16 protein-coding genes are annotated in these 17,634 nt (G+C 71.1%); 9 read left to right on the top strand and 7 right to left on the bottom strand.

Translation table 11 applies throughout. The annotated features are described in order from the left end of the window. Positions 1 to 14 precede the first annotated feature (14 nt). Positions 15 to 800, bottom strand: a complete 786-nt coding sequence (locus ACZ7M7_RS36520; protein ID WP_472124595.1) for an SDR family oxidoreductase — start codon at positions 798 to 800, stop codon at positions 15 to 17. A 93-nt stretch (positions 801 to 893) separates the two neighbouring features. On the opposite strand from ACZ7M7_RS36520, the gene ACZ7M7_RS36515 reads away from it, so the two are divergent. Next, complete coding sequence (locus ACZ7M7_RS36515; RefSeq protein WP_472124593.1) at positions 894 to 1,733, top strand: hypothetical protein; 840 nt, start codon at positions 894 to 896, stop codon at positions 1,731 to 1,733. Between the two features lie 14 nt (positions 1,734 to 1,747). Here the strand turns inward: ACZ7M7_RS36515 and ACZ7M7_RS36510 are convergent, their stop codons facing one another. Next, positions 1,748 to 3,604: an MFS transporter gene (locus ACZ7M7_RS36510; RefSeq protein ID WP_472124590.1), complete on the bottom strand. Its 1,857-nt coding sequence runs from the start codon at positions 3,602 to 3,604 to the stop codon at positions 1,748 to 1,750. A 197-nt stretch (positions 3,605 to 3,801) separates the two neighbouring features. Next, positions 3,802 to 6,450 carry a D-alanyl-D-alanine carboxypeptidase gene (locus tag ACZ7M7_RS36505; protein WP_472124588.1) on the bottom strand — a complete coding sequence of 883 codons (2,649 nt, stop codon included), beginning with the start codon at positions 6,448 to 6,450 and terminating at the stop codon, positions 3,802 to 3,804. A 253-nt stretch (positions 6,451 to 6,703) separates the two neighbouring features. Here ACZ7M7_RS36505 and ACZ7M7_RS36500 point away from each other — a divergent pair, with 253 nt between their 5' ends. The 3 genes from ACZ7M7_RS36500 (at position 6,704) to ACZ7M7_RS36490 (ending at position 9,100) form a co-directional block, all read left to right on the top strand. Beyond that, positions 6,704 to 7,459: a GOLPH3/VPS74 family protein gene (locus tag ACZ7M7_RS36500; protein ID WP_328881031.1), complete on the top strand. Its 756-nt coding sequence runs from the start codon at positions 6,704 to 6,706 to the stop codon at positions 7,457 to 7,459. 377 nt (positions 7,460 to 7,836) lie between these two features. Beyond that, entirely contained in the window at positions 7,837 to 8,694 is an 858-nt protein-coding gene (locus ACZ7M7_RS36495) for a helix-turn-helix domain-containing protein (RefSeq protein WP_472124585.1), read from the top strand. Between the two features lie 214 nt (positions 8,695 to 8,908). Next, on the top strand, positions 8,909 to 9,100 hold the full coding sequence (locus ACZ7M7_RS36490) for a DUF397 domain-containing protein (protein ID WP_383606510.1): 192 nt from the start codon (positions 8,909 to 8,911) through the stop codon (positions 9,098 to 9,100). A 141-nt stretch (positions 9,101 to 9,241) separates the two neighbouring features. Here ACZ7M7_RS36490 and ACZ7M7_RS36485 read toward each other — a convergent pair whose 3' ends face one another. The 3 genes from ACZ7M7_RS36485 to ACZ7M7_RS36475 form a co-directional block, all read right to left on the bottom strand. Then, positions 9,242 to 10,114 (bottom strand): MerR family transcriptional regulator, encoded by an 873-nt coding sequence (locus ACZ7M7_RS36485; RefSeq protein WP_472124582.1) that lies wholly within the window; start codon positions 10,112 to 10,114, stop codon positions 9,242 to 9,244. Between the two features lie 69 nt (positions 10,115 to 10,183). Beyond that, positions 10,184 to 10,687 (bottom strand): glutathione peroxidase, encoded by a 504-nt coding sequence (locus ACZ7M7_RS36480; RefSeq protein WP_383626788.1) that lies wholly within the window; start codon positions 10,685 to 10,687, stop codon positions 10,184 to 10,186. 10 nt (positions 10,688 to 10,697) lie between these two features. Next, positions 10,698 to 11,681, bottom strand: a complete 984-nt coding sequence (locus tag ACZ7M7_RS36475) for an ArsR/SmtB family transcription factor (RefSeq protein ID WP_472124578.1) — start codon at positions 11,679 to 11,681, stop codon at positions 10,698 to 10,700. A gap of 71 nt (positions 11,682 to 11,752) precedes the next feature. Between ACZ7M7_RS36475 and ACZ7M7_RS36470 the strand changes: the two genes are divergently transcribed. The 4 genes from ACZ7M7_RS36470 to ACZ7M7_RS36455 all read left to right on the top strand — a co-directional run bounded on the left by ACZ7M7_RS36470 (position 11,753) and on the right by ACZ7M7_RS36455 (position 15,989). After that, entirely contained in the window at positions 11,753 to 12,997 is a 1,245-nt protein-coding gene (locus ACZ7M7_RS36470; protein WP_472124575.1) for an MFS transporter, read from the top strand. 55 nt (positions 12,998 to 13,052) lie between these two features. Continuing rightward, positions 13,053 to 14,396: a sensor histidine kinase gene (locus tag ACZ7M7_RS36465; protein WP_472124572.1), complete on the top strand. Its 1,344-nt coding sequence runs from the start codon at positions 13,053 to 13,055 to the stop codon at positions 14,394 to 14,396. After that, positions 14,360 to 15,004: a LuxR C-terminal-related transcriptional regulator gene (locus tag ACZ7M7_RS36460; RefSeq protein WP_383606494.1), complete on the top strand. Its 645-nt coding sequence runs from the start codon at positions 14,360 to 14,362 to the stop codon at positions 15,002 to 15,004. Before ACZ7M7_RS36465 ends, ACZ7M7_RS36460 begins: the two co-directional genes overlap by 37 nt. A 151-nt stretch (positions 15,005 to 15,155) precedes the next feature. Then, the gene (locus ACZ7M7_RS36455; RefSeq protein ID WP_383606491.1) at positions 15,156 to 15,989 is read left to right on the top strand and encodes an SAM-dependent methyltransferase; all 834 of its coding nucleotides are present in this window, start codon (positions 15,156 to 15,158) and stop codon (positions 15,987 to 15,989) included. Between the two features lie 46 nt (positions 15,990 to 16,035). On the opposite strand, the gene ACZ7M7_RS36450 is transcribed toward ACZ7M7_RS36455, so the two are convergent. Next, positions 16,036 to 16,602 (bottom strand): CGNR zinc finger domain-containing protein, encoded by a 567-nt coding sequence (locus ACZ7M7_RS36450; protein ID WP_472124569.1) that lies wholly within the window; start codon positions 16,600 to 16,602, stop codon positions 16,036 to 16,038. Positions 16,603 to 16,709: 107 nt separating this feature from the next. On the opposite strand from ACZ7M7_RS36450, the gene ACZ7M7_RS36445 reads away from it, so the two are divergent. Then, the gene (locus ACZ7M7_RS36445) at positions 16,710 to 17,582 is read left to right on the top strand and encodes an alpha/beta fold hydrolase (RefSeq protein ID WP_472124565.1); all 873 of its coding nucleotides are present in this window, start codon (positions 16,710 to 16,712) and stop codon (positions 17,580 to 17,582) included. Positions 17,583 to 17,634: the final 52 nt, after the last annotated feature.

Here is a 17,634-nt window from a genome sequence, read left to right as displayed (position 1 = left end):
TCACCTATATGAACTCAGCGCATCAGCTCCCCTGCGTTGACCAGCAGTGACTGTCCGGTGATCGCCCTCGCCCTGTCCGAGGCCAGGAACACCGCCGCATCCGCCACATCCCCGTCCGTGGCGAGGTCGGGCAGCGCCATCCGCTCGGTCAGCCGCCCCAGCACCTCGGACTCCTCGACGCCCTCCGTGTGCGCGGTGAACTGCACGTAGGCCTGGACCGGCGGCCCCCACATCCAGCCCGGCAGCACGGTGTTCACTCGTATCCGGTGCGGCCCCAACTCCCGCGCCAGCGAGTACATCGCGCTCGTCAGCGCCCCCTTCGAGGCCGCGTACGCCGCCTGCCGCACCTGCGAGGGGGCGGCGACCGCGGACTGCGTCCCGATGAACACCACCGACCCGCCGCACTCCTTCAGTGCCGGCAGGCAGGCCCGTGTCATCCGCAGCGAGCCCAGCAGATTGACGTCGACGACCGACTGCCAGGTGTCGAAGTCGGCGTCCTCCAGCCCGCCGAAGTAGGAGTCCCAGGCGGCCACATGAACCACCCCGTCGATCCCGCCGAACCGCTCCCGCCCCAGCGCGACCAGCGCCTCGCACTGCCGCTCGTCGGTGATGTCGGTCGCCCGGTACGCCGTGTGCGCCCCGTCGGGATCGATCTCGCCGGCGCTCTTTGCCAGGTTCGCCTCGGTGCGCGCCCCGAGCACGGCGTTCCCGCCGTCCCGGACGACCGCCGCGGCGACCTGATGGCCCAGCCCGGCGCCGACTCCCGATACGACGACGGTCTTGCCGTTGAGCAGTGACATCAAGGCCTCCCAGACTCTGGCGGATTATCTGACGGAGCGTCAGAGTATGGGCGTCCGAGGGAGGACGGAAGCCACCGGAAGGAAGGGAACGGCATGAGCGAGGACACCCGCAGCGAGACGTACGCCGAACTGGCCGCCGTCGGCCCGTACGGAGTCCACCCGGGCCACGCCCTGATCACCATGGTCGAACCGCACCCGGGCCACGAGTACGCCTACAACCGCTGGTACGAGGACGACCACTACTACGCCGGCGCGATGGCGATGCCCTGGATGTACGCGGGCCGCCGCTGGGTCGCGACGAGGGACCTCCAGCTCCTGCGCCACCCCGAGAAGTCGGCGATCGCCCAGCCGGTCACCGCCGGCTGCTACATCTCCACGTACTGGATCACCGCGGGCCGCTACGCCGACCACATGCGCTGGACGGTCGGCATCAACAAGCGCCTCAACCGCGACGCCCGCGTCTACCAGGACCGCACCCACGTCTTCACGGCGTTCCAGGACCACGAGGCCACGGTGTACCGCGACGGCGCGGCGGGCCCCCGCGACTTCCACGCCCTGGACCACCCCTACGCGGGCCTGGTGGTGCAGGTCATCGACGCCGACTCCCCGGAGCAGCGCACCGAGCTGCTGGAGTGGCTGCGCTCCCGCCACCTGCCCAAGCGCCTGGCGGGCTCCCCGACGGCGATGGTGACGATCTTCCGACCCACGCCTCTCCCGCTCGACCGCATGTCGTACGTCAAGCAGGTCGAGGGCGTCGACACCCGCCTGACCCTGCTGTGGTTCCTGGAGGCGGAACCGAGGGAGTGCTGGGAGGAGCACTTCACAGGCCTGGACGCGGTGGTGGAGGAGGCCGGGCTGGGGCGGGTGGAACTCGTGGCGCCGTTCATCCCCACGGTGCCCGGCACCGACCGGTATGTGGCCGACCTGCGCTGATCAGCGCAGGCCGGTCAGCGCAGCTCCTCCGGACACGTCGTCCCGCGCGAGAACGCGTACGGCGCCGCGAGCCGGTACTCGCCCGCCCGCGGAGCGAGCAGCATCGTCCACCTGTCGCCGAGCGCGTCCTCCTCCGTCTCCATCAGACAGCCGTTGACGTTGTCGTACGACTTCGGCTGATCGTCGGGACGGTTCCTGGACGCCTCCGTCTCCTTCGGCGGGTCCAGCTTCTTGCCGTCGGCGTCGACGAGGCTCAGCCACGGCGAGTAGGGGATGCGGATGAGGACCGGCCCCGGCTTGCTCACCCGCATCGTCATCTCGCCCTGCTCGGCCCGCTCGACGACGGTGTTCGGCTCGGCGAGCGGCGCCGGGGCGGTCACCTCGAACAGCTGCCAGTTGGCGTCGCCCCACACCTGCTTCAGATAGGGCAGCCCACGCTGCACCAGCTCCCGCTCCCGCTCCGCCCCCGAGCCGTCCGGCTCGTCCTTGGGGAGCACCACGTAGTGCACGGCCCAGCGCTTGAGCCACTCGCGGTAGTTCGCGGAGTTGAGGGTGTCGTCGTAGAAGAGCGGGTTGCGCTCCATGTCGGCCTGGCGGTTCCAGCCGCGGGCCAGATTGACGTACGGCGCGAGCGCGGAGGCCTCGCGGTGCGAGCGGGCCGGCACGACCTCCACCCGGCCCTTCTCGGCGCCGACCTCCTGGAGCTCGTTGACCAGCGGCGCCAGCTCGCGCGCCCAGGACGCGGCGGGGGCGGCGTGGATGATGTCGTCGACCGTCTTGTAGCCGATCCACCCGGCGAAGGTGAGCAGGGCCAGCACGGCCGTGTACCACTTGCGTGAGCGCGGCACCGTGTAGGGCAGCACGGCCACCAGGGCCGTCCCCGCGAACAGCATCGCCAGGCGCGTGATGTTGGAGCCGATCTGCGAGCTGACCACCCAGACCAGCACGACCGCGAGGCCGTAGACCGCGGACACCAGCCGGACCGTCTTCCAGTCCTCGGGCACGAGCACGAAGGTGACGACGGCGAACAGCAGCGGCAGCAGCACCGAGCCGATCACCATCGGCTGGGTGCCCGAGAAGGGGAACAGCCACGCCGACACCGCGACCACGGCCGCCGGCGCCAGCCCCAGCGCCCAGGCGCCCGGCCGCCGCTTCTGGAGGAACAGCGCCACCGCCACGAAGCCCACGAACAGCCCCGCGACCGGTGACGACATGGTCGCGAGCGCGGCCAGCGGCGCCGCGCACAGCGCCTTCGCCCAGCGCTTGTAGCGCCAGCGGTACGGCCAGCAGAACACGACGGCGACCGCGCCCAGCGCGAACATCGTGCCGAGCCCGTACGTCACCCGCCCTGAGATCGCGTTGGCGATCAGCCCGAGGACCCCGGCGAACGAGGCCCACAGCGGATTGCGCACCGACCGGCTGCGCAGCAGGACCAGCGTCAGCAGACCCGCGGAGATCGTCCCCGCGATCATCATCGTCGTACGGACACCGAGCACCGACATCAGATACGGCGACACCACGCTGTACGACACCGGGTGCATACCGCCGTACCAGGCCAGGTTGTACGCCGAGTCCGGATGCCGGCCGACGAACTCCGCCCACGCGTCCTGGGCCGCGAGGTCGCCCCCGCTGCTTGCGAACGTGAAGAACCAGATGATGTGAAGGAGCCCGGCCAGGGCCGTGATCGACAGCACCGGGCGGCGCAGCAGGCGCTCACGCAGGGTGAGGAAGGCGGCGGTCAGACGCGAGGGCGGTCTGTCCTCCGTGCGGCTCGGCCCCTCTCCCGAGCGTGGCGCGGGCACGCGTATTCGCGGACCGGCTCCCCGTCCCGGATCGGCGTCGTCGGCGCGTGTCGGCTCCGCAGTGGCCACGTGTGAGGCACTCCCCGTACTGTCCCGTCTTCTGTTCTGGCCGCGTCCCGTTTCCCGCGCGTTGTCGGCCTTGTCCCCGAAGGTTCCCCGACCGCGTCTTGTGGGCGACGACCTGCCCGATTCGTGACGCTAGCACGCAGCCCGCCGACAGGCGCTGTCGGCGGGCTGCGTCAGGGTGCCGTGGTGCCGTCCCCGGGTCAGGCGATGCGGGTCAGCTTGTCCGTGAAGCCCGGTTCGACAAGCTCCGACTGGAGGGCGACCGGGATCTTGACTGCGCCGCTGCTGCCGTCACCCACGGTGAGCGTGCCCACCTTGGTGCCGGCCGTCGCGGTGTGCGGTACGGGGTCGGAGGCGAAGGTCAGCTTCACCTGCAGGCCCGACCAGCCGACCGCCGTGACGTCCTTGGTGGCGACGACCGGGGTGCGGCCGCCGAGGTCGTCGTCGACGTACCCGACGACATCGCCCTTCTTCAGGATCGTCGCCGACTCCAGCGTGTCCTGCGCTGCGCGGATGAGCTGGTCGCCCGAGTCGAGAGCGGCGGCGAGGATGCCGCTGCCCGTGTCGGGCTGGCGCACCACGGCGCCGACGATGGTCCGGGTCTCGCCGCCGATCTCCTTCTTCGCGGCGAACACGAGGTTGCCGAGGGCGGAGGTGGTGGTGCCGGTCTTGATGCCGACGACGTCGTTCTTGCCGACCAACTGGTTCCAGTTGCCGTGGTTCTTCCCCTTGTAGTCGTCGTACGACATCATCGCGGCGACCTCGCGGAAGGCGGGGTACTTCATGGCCGCCTTGGCCAGCTTCACCTGGTCCACGGCCGTGCTCACGGTGGTGTTGTTGAGCCCGGACGGGTCGGTGTACGTCGTGTTCGTCATGCCGAGGTCCTCGGCGGCGGCGTTCATCTTCTCGACGAACGCCTTCTCCGAACCGGCGTCCCAACGGGCCAGCAGACGGGCCACGTTGTTCGCAGATGCGATCAGGATGCTTTCCAGGGCCTCGCGCTGGGAGATCTTGTCGCCGGCGGTCACGCCGACGGTGGACTCCTGGCCGGCGTCCGACTGGTCCTCGGCGGCCTGGTCGATCGCGATCTTCGGTCCCTCATCGCCGCTCTTGAGGGGGCGGTCACGGAGGACGACGTACGCGGTCATGACCTTGGCGACACTGGCGATCGGGACGGGCTTCTGGTCACCGGAGGAGCCGAAGCTGCCGATGCCGTCGACGTCCAGCGCGGCCTGACCCTCGGTGGGCCAGGGGATGTCGACCTTGCTGCCGCCGAAGGTGTAGCTGTCCTTCGCGGTGAGGTCGAGGGTGGGGGCCGGGAGCGGGCGCACGTTCTGCACGACCGCGAAGACGATCGCGAGCAGCAGGACCAGCGGGGTCCAGATCTTGACCCGCCGGATGGCCGTGCGGACCGGGGTGTCCGGGGGCGGCGGCGTGTTCGTCAGCTCGGCGAGCAGGTCCAGCGGGGGCCTGGGGGGCAGGGGTTGCTGGGTGGTGCGCTCGGGGCCGATCTGGGGGACCACGGCGGTGGCGTCCGGAGCGGGGGCCTTCGGCGTTTCCGGGGTTGGGGCCGGTGCCGGTGCCGGCACCGGTGCCTTGGGGGCTTCCGGCCTGATGTCGGGCTTGAGTGCGACGAACTTGCTGGTGCGCTCGGAGGGGGTCTCCGGCGCGGGGGCCTTCAGCGTGGTGGTGGGCTGGTCCACCGGAGGCTGCTTGGCGGGGCGTTTGAAGATGGCGGTGGGTTGATCGACGGCCTTGGCCTTGGCCTTGGCCTTGGCTTCGCCTTCGGCCTTCGTGTTCCCACCCGCACCACCCGTGCGGCTCTCGTCGTCGGCTGCTGGTGGCTCCTGGGGGGCGTCCTCGCCGTCGGCGGCCGCGGGTGCGGGTGCGTCAGGCGTACCGCCTTCGGCGGCCTCGGGGGAGTCGTCCGAGTCGGCGTCAGCGGCGTCGGCAGCCTCGGAGGGCTCACCCGAATCGTCTGCGGCGCCCTCGGCGGAGACGGCGTCCTCGGCGCTCTTGTCCTCACCCGGCGTCGCCTTCTCGCCCTCGGGCTCGTCGGTGTCCGAGGAGGCCACCCAAGCCGCGACAGCCGCCCTCAGCCGATCGTTGCCCTCGGCGGGTGCGCCGGAATCGGCATCCTTGCCCTCGGCCTCCTGCGAGGCGTCGGCGTCCGTCGCGTCGGCGCTCTCGGAGGTGTCCTCCATGTCGTTCCCGGCCGCGTCGTGCGCTTCCTCCGCGTCGTCGCCCGCGGCGTCCGCGCTCTCGGTGCTGTCGGCCACGGTGTCCGTAGCCTCGGTGTCGTCATCCGTAGCGTCCGCGCTGTGGGTGCTGTCCGCCGTGTCGTCTTCGCTCTCGGCGTCGTCGGCCCCCGCGCCCGTGTCCTCGGCGTCGTCGCCCGCGGCGTCCACGCTCTCGGTGCTGTCGGCCGTCGCGTCCGCGTCCTCGGCGTCGTCAGCCGTAGCGTTCTCCGTCTCGGCGTCGTCGCCCGCGGCGTCCACGCTCTCGGCGTCGGTCACGGTGTCCGTGTCCTCGGCGTCGTCAGTCGTAGCGTGCGCGCCCTTGGTGCTGTCCGCCGCATCCCCGCCCCCGGCGTCCTCGGCGGTGCCCCCCGCCTCCTCCAGCCGCGTCCTGACCGCGTCCAGGTCCTCTCGTGACAGGACCCTCGTCGCCGTGTCGACGCCGCCGCGCGGTGCCGTGGCTTCGCGGGCCACTGCGAGGCGTGGGTCGAGTCGTTCGCCGGCTTCCTGCCGGGTGGGACTATCGGGTTCGGGAACCGGGGCCGTGCTCCCCGACGTCGGTTCTGCCGACGACTCGCGCTGCTTCGACCTGTCGGGGGACTCGCCCGCCACCGATGCCTCCTCCATGTGCCGCCGCACGGCCTCCGTGCGGCATCCGAACAGTGAGCCGTCACTCGGACACCGTGCCCGTACGACCCCCCGTGCCGCTGTCCGAACCATGTACCAGTGTCCTGTGCGCGGCACTCCACTCACCCGCTAGACGAGAACGACATACCTACCGGTTCCCTTACGAACCGGTCACGCACCCTCGACAGATGAATGTGAGAGGGGTCACCCTGTCTTTCATCCACGCGGGGAGGCATGGATGGGCAGGAGCCGCAGAACAATTCCGGAGGAGCTTCTGCTGCTGGCGTTGGACCCGACCACGGGTACCACCGCACAGCCGCAGTCGCTCGACCTCGGTCTGGCCGGAGCACAGCTAGTGGAGCTGGCGCTGGCCGGACGGATAGCCCCAGACGGGGATCGTATCGCCGTGGTGGCCCCACGGCCGACTGGAGATCCAACACTGGACTGTGCGTTGGAGTTGCTGCGAAGGCGTGGCGCTCCCGTGCGTGCCGTCCACTGGATCGGCGGGCCCCGGCTGGGGTTGCGCCAGACCTACCTCTCGCATCTGGAGCGGTGCGGCATGGTGCATGCCGTGGCCGGTCAGATGTGCGGGGTGTTGCCGACGACTCGCTATCAGGCGACGGACAACGCCATCAGCCGGGAGATCAGGGCCCGGCTGGATTCCGCGATCCGCACCGGCGTACCGCCGGACCCACGGACCGCGGCACTCGCCGCACTGGCACACGCGGTCGGCCTCGGCAAGCACCTGTATCCGGGGAACGAGGGACGGTCGTCCCGGTCCCGGCTCAGGGACCTGATCAGGCACGACCCCATGGGCGGTCTCGTCGCGCACGCCGTGATGGACGTCCAGAACGGTGCGGCCGCACAACCGCGCCGCAGCCCGGCCCCGGCCGGCCGTCAGGCCGCCCCCGGAGGCAGGGCCGCAGCGGAACCCGCCCGCGGTGTTCCGGTGCAGCCGCGCCGCGGATCCATGGCGCGTGTCGTGGCCCACTGAGCCGCAGTTCCACGACCCGCACCACCGGACCACCCGGGCTGTGCACCCGGCTTGCTCGACCACGCACCACCACGCACCGCCATGCACCGACACGCTTCACACGCTCGCACTCGCACGCCACGTGCAGCGCCGCACCGCAGTCACCGAGACCGGTTCGGGAGCCGCTGGTCCGCGCGGGGTGACGGGACCGGATGCCCGGACGACGGCATCGGTCCCGCCGCCCCGCGCGGCCGCATGTGCGGGGGTCCTGGCGAACTGGCGTGTATCCAGCGCATATCCACCGTTTCCCAGCGGTAGTAAGCACCTTGGTGGCAGTCTGCTCAACAGCAGATACGCAAAGTGGCAATCGCAGGCAGGCAGCCGGAGGTGCACGTCCCGTGGCGTCCAATGTCAATCCCACCGTCAGGCGACGCCGGCTGGGCCAGGAGCTGCGCAGGCTCCGGGAGCTCAAGGGCATGACGGCCGAAGAAGTGGCCGAACGGCTGCTGGTGTCGCAGTCGAAGATCAGCCGGCTGGAGAACGGCCGGCGCAGCATCAGCCAGCGCGACGTCCGCGATCTGTGTGGGGTCTATGAGGTGGAGGACCACCGGATCGTCGACTCCCTGATGCAGATGGCCAAGGATTCGCGACAGCAAGGATGGTGGCACTCGTTCGGCGACATCCCCTACAGCGTCTACATCGGGCTGGAGACGGACGCTGCCAGCCTGCGGGTGTACGACCCGCAGGTCGTTCCGGGGCTGTTGCAGACGAAGCAGTACGCGGAGGCCCTGATCGCCGGGGCGTTGCCGGAGACGGCGCAGGCCGAGATCGAGAAGCGGGTCCAGGTGCGGATGCGCCGACAGGAACGAATCTCCACCGCGGAGAACCCGCTCCGGCTGTGGACCGTCCTGGACGAGGCCGCCCTGCGCCGGGTCGTCGGCAACCGCTCCCTGATGCGCGACCAGTTGGAGCAGCTCGTCGAGCAGTCCCAGCTGCCGCACGTCACCGTGCAGGTGATCCCCTTCGACATGGGCGCCCACCCGGGCCTCAACGGGCAGTACGCGATCCTCGAGTTCCCGGACGCGGCCGACTCCAGCGTCGTCTACATCGAGGGCGTCACCAGCGACCTGTACCTGGAGAAGGCGAACGACGTCCAGAAGTACAGCGTGATGTACGAGCACCTGAGGGCGCAGGCCCTGAACGTGGAGCAGTCACGGCAGTTCATCGCGGACATCGCCAAGGAGTACGCGCGTTGAGAAGCGCCGTACGGTACACCGTCCCCAGCCCGGGGCGGAAGACTCCAATGGAATATGCCACCCAGCCGAGTGAATAGTCGCTTCGTCGGCCGATGTTGGCGAGTAGCGTCGATCACGCCACCGAGTAACAAGGTTGGCGCGAATCGCGCTGCGGGTCCGGTCCGGACGCGCAGCGCGGTGACAGCAACTCAACATCTGGCAATTCGGAGCAAACATGGCAATTCGTCAGGGTGCCACGGACACGTGGACCAAGTCCTCGTACTCCACAGGGAACGGCGCGTGCGTCGAGATCAAGTCACCGGCCGCTGCGGCCATGGCGGTACGGGACTCCAAGGTTCCCGAGGGCCCGGTCCTGGCGTTCCCCGCGGACGCGTGGAACACCTTCGTGGCGTCGGTCAAGGCGTAAGGGGCGGGTCTAGCTGATCCTCACCCCTCAACCGACCGCACGATCGACAACTGCACAAGCACCACAGGAAGAGCCCTCTCGACCAGCCCGCCGTCCTTGCCGAGAGGGCTCGGCCGTGCCCTCACCCGTGGGCCGGCCGGATCACCTCACCGGGAACGCCACGTCACACACCGGGTCCTGTGCCCCGGCGCCGTCCCAGTCCGCCACGAAGTACACCTCGCGGCACGGGCCCGCCTGCCACAGCCCCTCCTTCGCCATCCACTCCTCCACCGCCTCGAAGGCGGCCAGGATCTGCGGGTGGGCCACCTGCGCCTTGGTGATCCGGGTGAAGGCGAGCCGGTGGGCCGGCTCCACCCGTACCTTCGTCTCCCGCGTCCGGCCCTGCTTCTCGAGCCAGGCCCGGGCCGCCGCCCCGTCGGCCACGGGCACGCACGACTCGGCCGGTCCGTCGCTCTCCGTCGACACGTCGGAGTGGTAGACGACGAACGGTGGCGCCGTGATGCCGCCGCACTCGTGCGCCGCCGACTCCAGCCGGCCCAGCGACGCCTCGATCCACGTCGGCAACTCGTCCGCCAGCACATGCCGCATCTCGGTGATCAGCACCTGCTCGGGCACCTCAACCGTCTCGACCACGAACTTCCCGTACATCTCGGAGCTCCTCCCCGACAGTCGTCCACGGAGGTACTCGGCCAGCGTCCGCTGCCCCGCCACCCGCGCCTCGACTTCCGCCCAGTACGCGTCGAGCCGGGCGGCCGCCGCGGCCCCGTCCGGGGCCTCGACGATCTCCGCGATCCGTGCGAGCGGCATGTCCAGCTGGCGCAGCAGCGCCACCAGACGGGCACGCTCGACCTGGTCGGCGCGGTAGTAGCGGTAGCCGCTGGCCTCGTCGACGTGCGCCGGGGCCAGCAGTGCGAGGCGGTCGTACAGCCGCAGGGCCTTGGCCGACAGCCTGGCCCGCGCGGCGAACACGCCGATGGTGAGCAGTTCGTCGTCCACGGCCTCATCCTCCGTCACCGGGCGGCCTGTTCCGCCCGGCGACAAGGACGCTCGGCTCTGCCCCTGGGGCAAGGTCAAGGGGCCGCGTTATTTGATCGCGGACTCCACCGCGGCCACGACCTCCGCCGCCTGAGGCTCGGTCTGCGGCGAGAAGCGGGCGGCGACCTTGCCGTCGCGGCCGATCAGGAACTTCTCGAAGTTCCAGCGGATGTCCCCGGTGTGCCCCTCGGCGTCCGCGAAGCCGACCAGCCGCTCGTACAGCGGGTGCCGGCCCTCCCCGTTCACCTCGACCTTCTCGGTCATCGGGAAGCTCACGCCGTACGTCGCCGAGCAGAACTCGGCGATCTCCTCGGCGCTGCCGGGCTCCTGCCCGAGGAACTGGTTGCAGGGCACGCCGAGCACGGTGAAGCCGCGCTCCGCGTACTGCTCCTGGAGCTTCTCCAGGCCGGAGTACTGCGGGGTCAGGCCGCACTTGGAGGCCACGTTCACGATGAGCACGGCCCGGCCCGCGTACTGGGCGAGATCGGCGGTGCCGCCCTGGAGGGCATCGATGTCGACGTCGAGGGGGGAGCTGCTGTCAGTGGTCGTCATGAAACGGATGCTAACTCCGGTACGTGTCGGGCCGGTGCCGGGCCTCGACGAGGACGTCCCCCGCCGCCGTCCGCTCGTACAGCACCGACCGCCCCGCCCGCCGCCGCTCCACCAGCCCCGCGTCCAGCAGCACCCGCACATGCCGTCCGACCGAGCCCAGCCCCTGCCCGGTCACCGCGACCAGCTGGGTGGTGCTGAGCGGCGAGTCGAGGAGGACGAGCACCTCGGCGCGCGCGGGCCCGAGCAGCGCGCCGAGGCTCGCGGGGACGCTCCGCGCGCCGGGGTCGGTGAGCGCGCCCGCGCAGGGATAGACCACGGCATACCGCTCGGGCGCCTCCCAGGACACCCAGCCGCCCCTCGGCGTGACCGGCACGAAGACGAGCTCGGCGCCGGAGATCTCGCGGGGCGGGTACTCGTGCAGGTTCACCTGGAGCCGGTTGTCACCGAGCCAGCGGGTGCGACCGGGGCGCAGCGAATCCAGTACGGCGGCCCAGCCGCCCCGGCTCACCTGCGCGGTCCGGGCGACCACGTCCGCCTCCAGGACGCGCCGGCGCCGGCCCCAGTCCGGCCGTACGGTCTCGGTCCAGACGTACTCGATGAGCGCGGCGGCGCGTTCCGGCAGATCGTCGCGGTCCAGTACGGCGGGCAGGGGGCCGGCGAGGGAGACGGTCAGGTTGGCGCGGGCCTGGCGGGGGTCGGCCGCGCGCACCCGTGCGACGCCCGCGTCGAGGGGCTCGCCGTCCCTCGGGGTCGGGGTGAGGAAGTCGGCGATCCAGTCCTTGCCGAGCCCGGCGCGGACGAGGTGTGCGGTGACCGGGTCGGCGGCGAGGCGAGCCCGGTAGGCGGGCCGGTGTGCGTCCAGCCAGGTGCGCTCGCCGGGGTGGGCGGCGGTCCCCGAGTGCAGCAGTTTCAGCGCGGCGAACGTCTCGGCGAGCGGGGAGATGAGGAACCGGCTGCCGGCCAGGGTGTCGGCGTTGATCTGCCACCAGCCCATCGGTCACCGCCACCTTTCGCGTCTCCGCGAAACAATAACGACCGGATTCCTGAGCTGCGCAGACTCCGCGCATGCGCAGCTACCGACAGCTCTTCCGGACAACGGAGTTCACTCCCCTCTTTCTCACCTCCGCCCTCCACACGGCCGCCTCCACCGTCGGCGGTCTGGCCATCGGCACGCTGGTGTACGCGGCGACCGAATCGCCGCTGCTGGCCGCGGTCAGCATGTTCGGCCCGCAGCTGGCCCAGGTGGTGGGTGCCACGACCCTGCTCTCGGCGGCGGACCGGCTCGCGCCCCGCGCGGCACTGACCGGCATCGCCCTGTCGTACGCCCTGGGTACGGCGGCGATGGCGACGCCGGGCGCGCCGATCTGGGCGCTGTTCGCCCTGATCCTGCTGCTGGGGCTGATCGCCTCGCTGGGCGGCGGCGTGCGGTGGGGACTGCTGAACGAGGTCCTCGCCAAGGACGGCTACCTGATGGGCCGGTCCGTCTTCAACATGATGAACGGCCTGATGCAGATCACCGGCTATGCGACGGGCGGTGCGCTGGTCGCCCTGCTGTCCCCGGGGGCCACGCTCCTCGTCTCCTCGGCCCTGTACGCCGCGGCGGCCCTGGTCACCCAACTCGGCCTGACCCGTCGCGCGCCCCGCGCCGCGGGCCGCCCCTCCGTCTCCGCGACCTGGCGCAGCAACGCCCTGCTGTGGTCCTCCCGCCCCCGCCGCCACCTCTACCTCGCCCTGTGGATCCCCAACGGGCTGGTCGTCGGCTGCGAGTCGCTGTACGTCTCCTACGCCCCGCACGCCGCCGGCACGTTGTTCGCGTGCGCGGCGTTCGGGATGTTCGTCGGTGACATCACGGTCGGCCGGCTCCTCCCCAAGGACCTGCGCGCCCGCCTCGGCGTACCGCTGCTGTTGCTGCTGGCCACGCCCTACCTGCTGTTCTTCCTGCACCCGGCGCTGCCCGTGGCCGCCGTCGCGGTCGCCGTCGCCTCGGTCGGATTCGGGGCGAGTCTGGTCCAGCAGGAGCGGCTGATGGCGGTGACGCCCGACGAACTCAGCGGTCACGCACTGGGGTTGCACTCCGCCGGAATGCTCACGACGCAGGGGGTGAGCGCGGTGCTGGCCGGAGCGGTGGCCCAACTGACCTCGCCGGCCACGGGGATGACGGTCATGGCGGCGGGGTCGGTCGCGGTGACGCTGGCGCTGGTGGGCGCGAGCCTGCGGGACGCGCAGGAGGGCGGGCTGGTGGTGGCGGGCCGTCGGCCCAAGAGGGGAGTTTTTTCCACCGACTTCGCACCCCGACCGCCGCAAGAATGAGGTCACGGGCGCTTCGGGCCCCGTAGCGAACAGGCAGCGGAGAGGAGCGAGTCGTATGGACCCCACGACGCAGGTCGGGGTGCACCGCCCGCCGGACGACGTCCCGGACGAGATCCCCGACAAGATCAGGGGGTTCTCCGTCGCGGCCGGACTGGTGGGGCTGCGACGCGCCCTGGTCCTGTGCTGGACGGCGTCGGCGGCCTTCGGCCGGTCGCTGGCGATCTCCGGGGCGATCTGGCTGGTGGGACCCGGCCTCGGCCTGGTGCCGCGTGCCATGGAGGGCGTGCGCAGCCTCGCCGCCCGCCGACGCGAACTGGCGCTGCGCTGGTCCGGCGTGGAGATACCGGGCCCGCCCGGCCCGCTGCCCCCCGCACCCCGGGGCGCCTCCGGGGTGGCCGCCCGCTACCGGTGGATCATGACCGATCCGCAGACCCGGCGGGAGTACGTCTGGGTGCTGACCGACCCGCTGGCCGGCGCGTTCTTCGCCTTCTTCCCGATCGCCCTGATCCTCAGCGGCGCGTGGGGCCTCTTCCTCGCCTTCTTCGGTGTCGGGCTGTCCGCCGAGTGGGACGGGCTCTGGTACCACTTCATCCCGATCGAAGGCCGGGCCACCGCCGTACTCGCCGGGGTCCTCGGCTTGTCGCAACTGCCGCTGGCCCTGTGGGCGGCGCCGCGGGCCGTGCGCCGGCACGCCCTGTACACCCGCGCGATGCTCGCCCCGAGCGAGAGCGAGCTGATGGCCGGCCGCATCCAGCACCTGGCCGCCACCCGCTCCGACGCCGTCGACACGCAGATGGCCGAGATCCGCCGCATCGAACGCGACCTGCACGACGGCGCCCAGGCCCGCCTGGTGGCGATGGGCATGACCCTGAACGCCGCGGAACACCTGCTGGAGACCAACCCCGAGGCGGTCCGCGCCCTGCTCATCGAGGCGCGCGAGTCCTCCTCCAAGGCGCTGGAGGAACTGCGCAACCTGGTCCGCGGCATCCACCCGCCGGTCCTCGCCGACCGTGGACTCGCCGACGCGGTGAGGGCGTTGGCGATGGTCTGCCCGGTCCGTACCGAGGTCGAGGTCGACCTGCCGGGCCGCCCCGAGATGCCGGTCGAGTCCGCCGCGTACTTCGCCGTCTCGGAAATCCTCACCAACGTCGCCAAGCACTCCGGCGCCGACCGGGCGTGGATCGAACTCCGTTACGATCGCGGGATGCTGCGCATCACCGTCACCGACGACGGGCACGGCGGCGCCGACGCCTCGCGCGGCAGCGGTCTGCGGGGCATCGAACGCCGGCTCGCCACCTTCGACGGGGTGCTGGCCGTGAGCAGCCCCGTGAACGGACCGACCATGGTGACGATGGAGCTGCCGTGCGTATTGCCCTCGCCGAAGACCACTTCCTCCTGAGGGACGGACTCATCCGCCTGCTCGGCGCCCACGGTCACGAGGTCGTCGCCGCCGTGGACAACGGGACGGAACTGCTGGACGCGCTCGTCAGCGAGCGGCCGGACGTCGCGGTCGTCGACGTCCGGCTGCCTCCGACGTTCACCGACGAGGGGCTGCGGGCGGTGCTGGCGGCCCGGGAGCGGATGCCGGATCTGCCGGTCCTGCTGCTGTCGCAGTACGTGGAGCCGCTGTACGCACGTGAGTTGCTGGCCGGGGGCGGCCGGGGCGTCGGCTACATGCTGAAGGACCGGGTCACCAACGGCGCCCAGTTCCTGGACTCCATCCGCCGGGTGGCCGAGGGGGGCACCGCGATGGATGCCGAGGTGATTTCCAAGCTCCTGGTCCGCAAGGAGCGCGACGAGGCCGTGGGCAGCCTCTCCGAGCGCGAGCGCGAGGTCCTGGAGTGGGTGGCGCAGGGGCGCTCCAACGCGGGAATCGCACAAGGCCTGTTCATCTCGGAGAAGGCCGTCGCGAAGCACATCGGCAACATCTTCACCAAGCTGGGGTTGCTGCAGGCGGACGCCGACAATCGGCGGGTGCTGGCGGTGCTGGCGTATCTGGATCAGTGAGGGGCCGCCGGAGGGCTGGGGGTGTGGCCAAAACTTCACGGTGTGTGAGGCGTATCTGCTCAACTTCCTTATGTGCAAGCGGAGTTGGCCTACGTTGATTGCTGTTTGAATCACCGGCGACGCCCCCCACCGACTCCCAGGAGGCCCCACCGTGCCCGACGAACCCACCACCCCGATCGGCGCCGCCGCTGCGGAGGCACGGGCCCGGATCGACACCACCAAGCCGCACTCGGCGCGCTTCTGGAACTACTTCGTCGGCGGCGAGGACCACTACGAGGTCGACCGGCGGATCGGGGACGAGATCAAGAAGATCTTCCCGGGGCTGGCCGACGTGGCCGTCAGCAGCCGCCACTTCCTGGGCCGTGCCGTACGTCACCTGACCGGCGAGGTGGGCATACGGCAGTTCCTGGACGTCGGCACCGGCCTGCCGACCGCCGACAACACCCACCAGGTGGCCCAGCGCGTGGCCCCGGACGCCCGGATCGCGTACGTCGACAACGACCCCGTCGTGCTGGCCCACGCGAGCGCCCTGCTGACCAGCACCCCGGAGGGCATGACGGCCTTCCTGGATGCGGACCTCTACGACCCCGAGGCGGTCCTGGAGGCCGCCGGAGCCACGCTCGACCTCTCCCGCCCGGTCGCCCTGATGATCCTCAACACCCTCGGCCACGTCGCCGACCACGACCAGGCGTGCGACCTGGTACGGCGCCTCCTGGCCGGCCTGCCCTCGGGCAGCCACCTGGTGATCAGCGACAGCACGGCCACCAGCGAGGGCATGATCGCCGCCTCGCAGGCGTACAACGCGAGCGGCGCCGTGCCGTATCACGTACGCAGCATCGGCGAGATCGCCGCCTACTTCGACGGCCTCGACCTGGTGGACCCGGGCATCGTCCAGGTCCCCGAGTGGCGCCCCGACACTCACGGCCCGACGGACCCGGCGACGGCGGCCGTCGACGCGTACTGCGGGGTGGGGCGCAAGCTCTGAGGTGCGGTGCGCGCGCCTTCGGCCGCCTTGCTCCTGCTTCGGTCGCCTAGTCGGCCTTGTGGCGCTGGTAGTGGCGGGCGACGCGCACCCGGTTGCCGCAGCGGGCGGCCGAGCACCAGCGGCGGCGCGGATGGGTGGGCAGGAAGACCATCACGCAGTCGTCGGCCTCGCACTTCCGGATCCTGGCGACCGCCGGATCGGCCAGCAGCTCGGCGGCAGCCTCCGCGAGGCAGGCGGCCAGCCGCAGCCCCGCCGCCCCCTCGCGTCGCCGCGTGGCGGCCACCGCCGCCCCGTCCCACGCCAGCTCGTGGATCGCCGGCGCGGCACGCTGCGCTTCGTTGAGTGCCGCCAGGTCGGCGGCCGGGGGCTGCTCGCCCCGGCGGACGTGATCGAGGGCGCGGGCGGTGTGCTCCCGTACGGCGAGCACCGCGGCCAGGTCGGCGGCTGTGACACCGGTGCCTTCTCGCGGTACGGCCTCCGGGAGGCGGTCGGCCTGGAGCTCCCACCAGGCCCGCAGCTCGTGCGGCGTGGTCAGCAGGTCGCCGACGGCCGTGCGGGTGTTGACCAGGTCCAGGGCCAGGGGTTCTCCGGTCAGCGGTAGGGGATCGCTCATGGCGCTAATGCTACATGGGCAAGTTGACACGTTAGTCGACTCAGGGTTATACCGGAAGTGCACCTAATGCATCCACGACCTAAGAAGCAATTAGGCAGGGGTCAGTCATGCTTGCTGCAACCGCCCGCACCGTCCATCGCCACCTGGAGATCGAGGGGGTCCGCGTCTTCTACCGGGAGTCCCTCCCCGACCGCACCGACGCCCCCGTACTGCTCCTCCTGCACGGCTTCCCGTCCGGTTCCCACCAGTTCCGCGGCCTCATCGACGCGCTCGGCGCGGACTACCGGCTGATCGCCCCGGACTACCCCGGCTCCGGCCACACGCAGGCCCCCGACGACTTCACGTACTCGTTCGACCGGCTCGCCGACATCACCGAGGGCTTCATCCAGGGCCTGGGCCTGGACCGCTTCGTGATGTACGTCTTCGACTTCGGCGCCCCCGTGGGCTTCCGCATCGCCGAACGCCACCCCGAGTGGATCGCGGGACTCGTGGTCCAGAACGGCAACGCCTACGTGGACGGCCTCTCGGACATGGCCCGCGACCTGCTCGGCCTGACGCCCGAGACGCCCGGCGCCCACGACGCCATCCAGGACATGCTCACCCTGCAGACCACCCGCGGCCAGTACGAGACCGGCGTCGCCGCACCCGACCTGGTCGCCCCGGACGGCTGGACCCTCGACCAGCACTTCCTGGACCAACCGGGCCGCAAGGACGCCCAGCAGGCCCTGCTCTTCGACTACCACTCCAACGTCGAGCGCTACGACACCTGGCACGCCTGGCTGCGCCGCCACACCCCGCCGGCCCTCATCACCTGGGGAGCCCACGACCCCTTCTTCACCGAGCTGGGCGCCCGCGCCTACCTTCGCGACCTCCCCGACGCCGAACTCCACCTCCTCGACACCGGCCACTTCGCCCTGGAGACCCACCTGGGGGAGATCGCCCCGCTGATCGCGGACTTCGCGGACCGCGCCTGGAAGTGATGTGACCGGTTCGGCCGTGCCGGTGCCCGCCGTGCGTGTGTCTGCGATGCCC

Source organism: Streptomyces sp. NPDC111606 (genome assembly GCF_055656945.1).
This window is presented reverse-complemented; position numbering and strand designations above follow the sequence as displayed.

Bases quoted from the DNA above. Each gene is read 5' to 3' on its own strand.
- ACZ7M7_RS36520 (WP_472124595.1), bottom strand. From the start codon at position 800: ATGTCACTGCTCAACGGCAAGACCGTCGTCGTATCGGGAGTCGGCGCC.
- ACZ7M7_RS36515 (WP_472124593.1), top strand. From the start codon at position 894: ATGAGCGAGGACACCCGCAGCGAGACGTACGCCGAACTGGCCGCCGTC.
- ACZ7M7_RS36500 (WP_328881031.1), top strand. From the start codon at position 6,704: ATGGGCAGGAGCCGCAGAACAATTCCGGAGGAGCTTCTGCTGCTGGCG.
- ACZ7M7_RS36490 (WP_383606510.1), top strand. From the start codon at position 8,909: ATGGCAATTCGTCAGGGTGCCACGGACACGTGGACCAAGTCCTCGTAC.
- ACZ7M7_RS36480 (WP_383626788.1), bottom strand. From the start codon at position 10,687: ATGACGACCACTGACAGCAGCTCCCCCCTCGACGTCGACATCGATGCC.
- ACZ7M7_RS36475 (WP_472124578.1), bottom strand. From the start codon at position 11,681: ATGGGCTGGTGGCAGATCAACGCCGACACCCTGGCCGGCAGCCGGTTC.
- ACZ7M7_RS36470 (WP_472124575.1), top strand. From the start codon at position 11,753: ATGCGCAGCTACCGACAGCTCTTCCGGACAACGGAGTTCACTCCCCTC.
- ACZ7M7_RS36465 (WP_472124572.1), top strand. From the start codon at position 13,053: ATGGACCCCACGACGCAGGTCGGGGTGCACCGCCCGCCGGACGACGTC.
- ACZ7M7_RS36450 (WP_472124569.1), bottom strand. From the start codon at position 16,602: ATGAGCGATCCCCTACCGCTGACCGGAGAACCCCTGGCCCTGGACCTG.
- ACZ7M7_RS36445 (WP_472124565.1), top strand. From the start codon at position 16,710: ATGCTTGCTGCAACCGCCCGCACCGTCCATCGCCACCTGGAGATCGAG.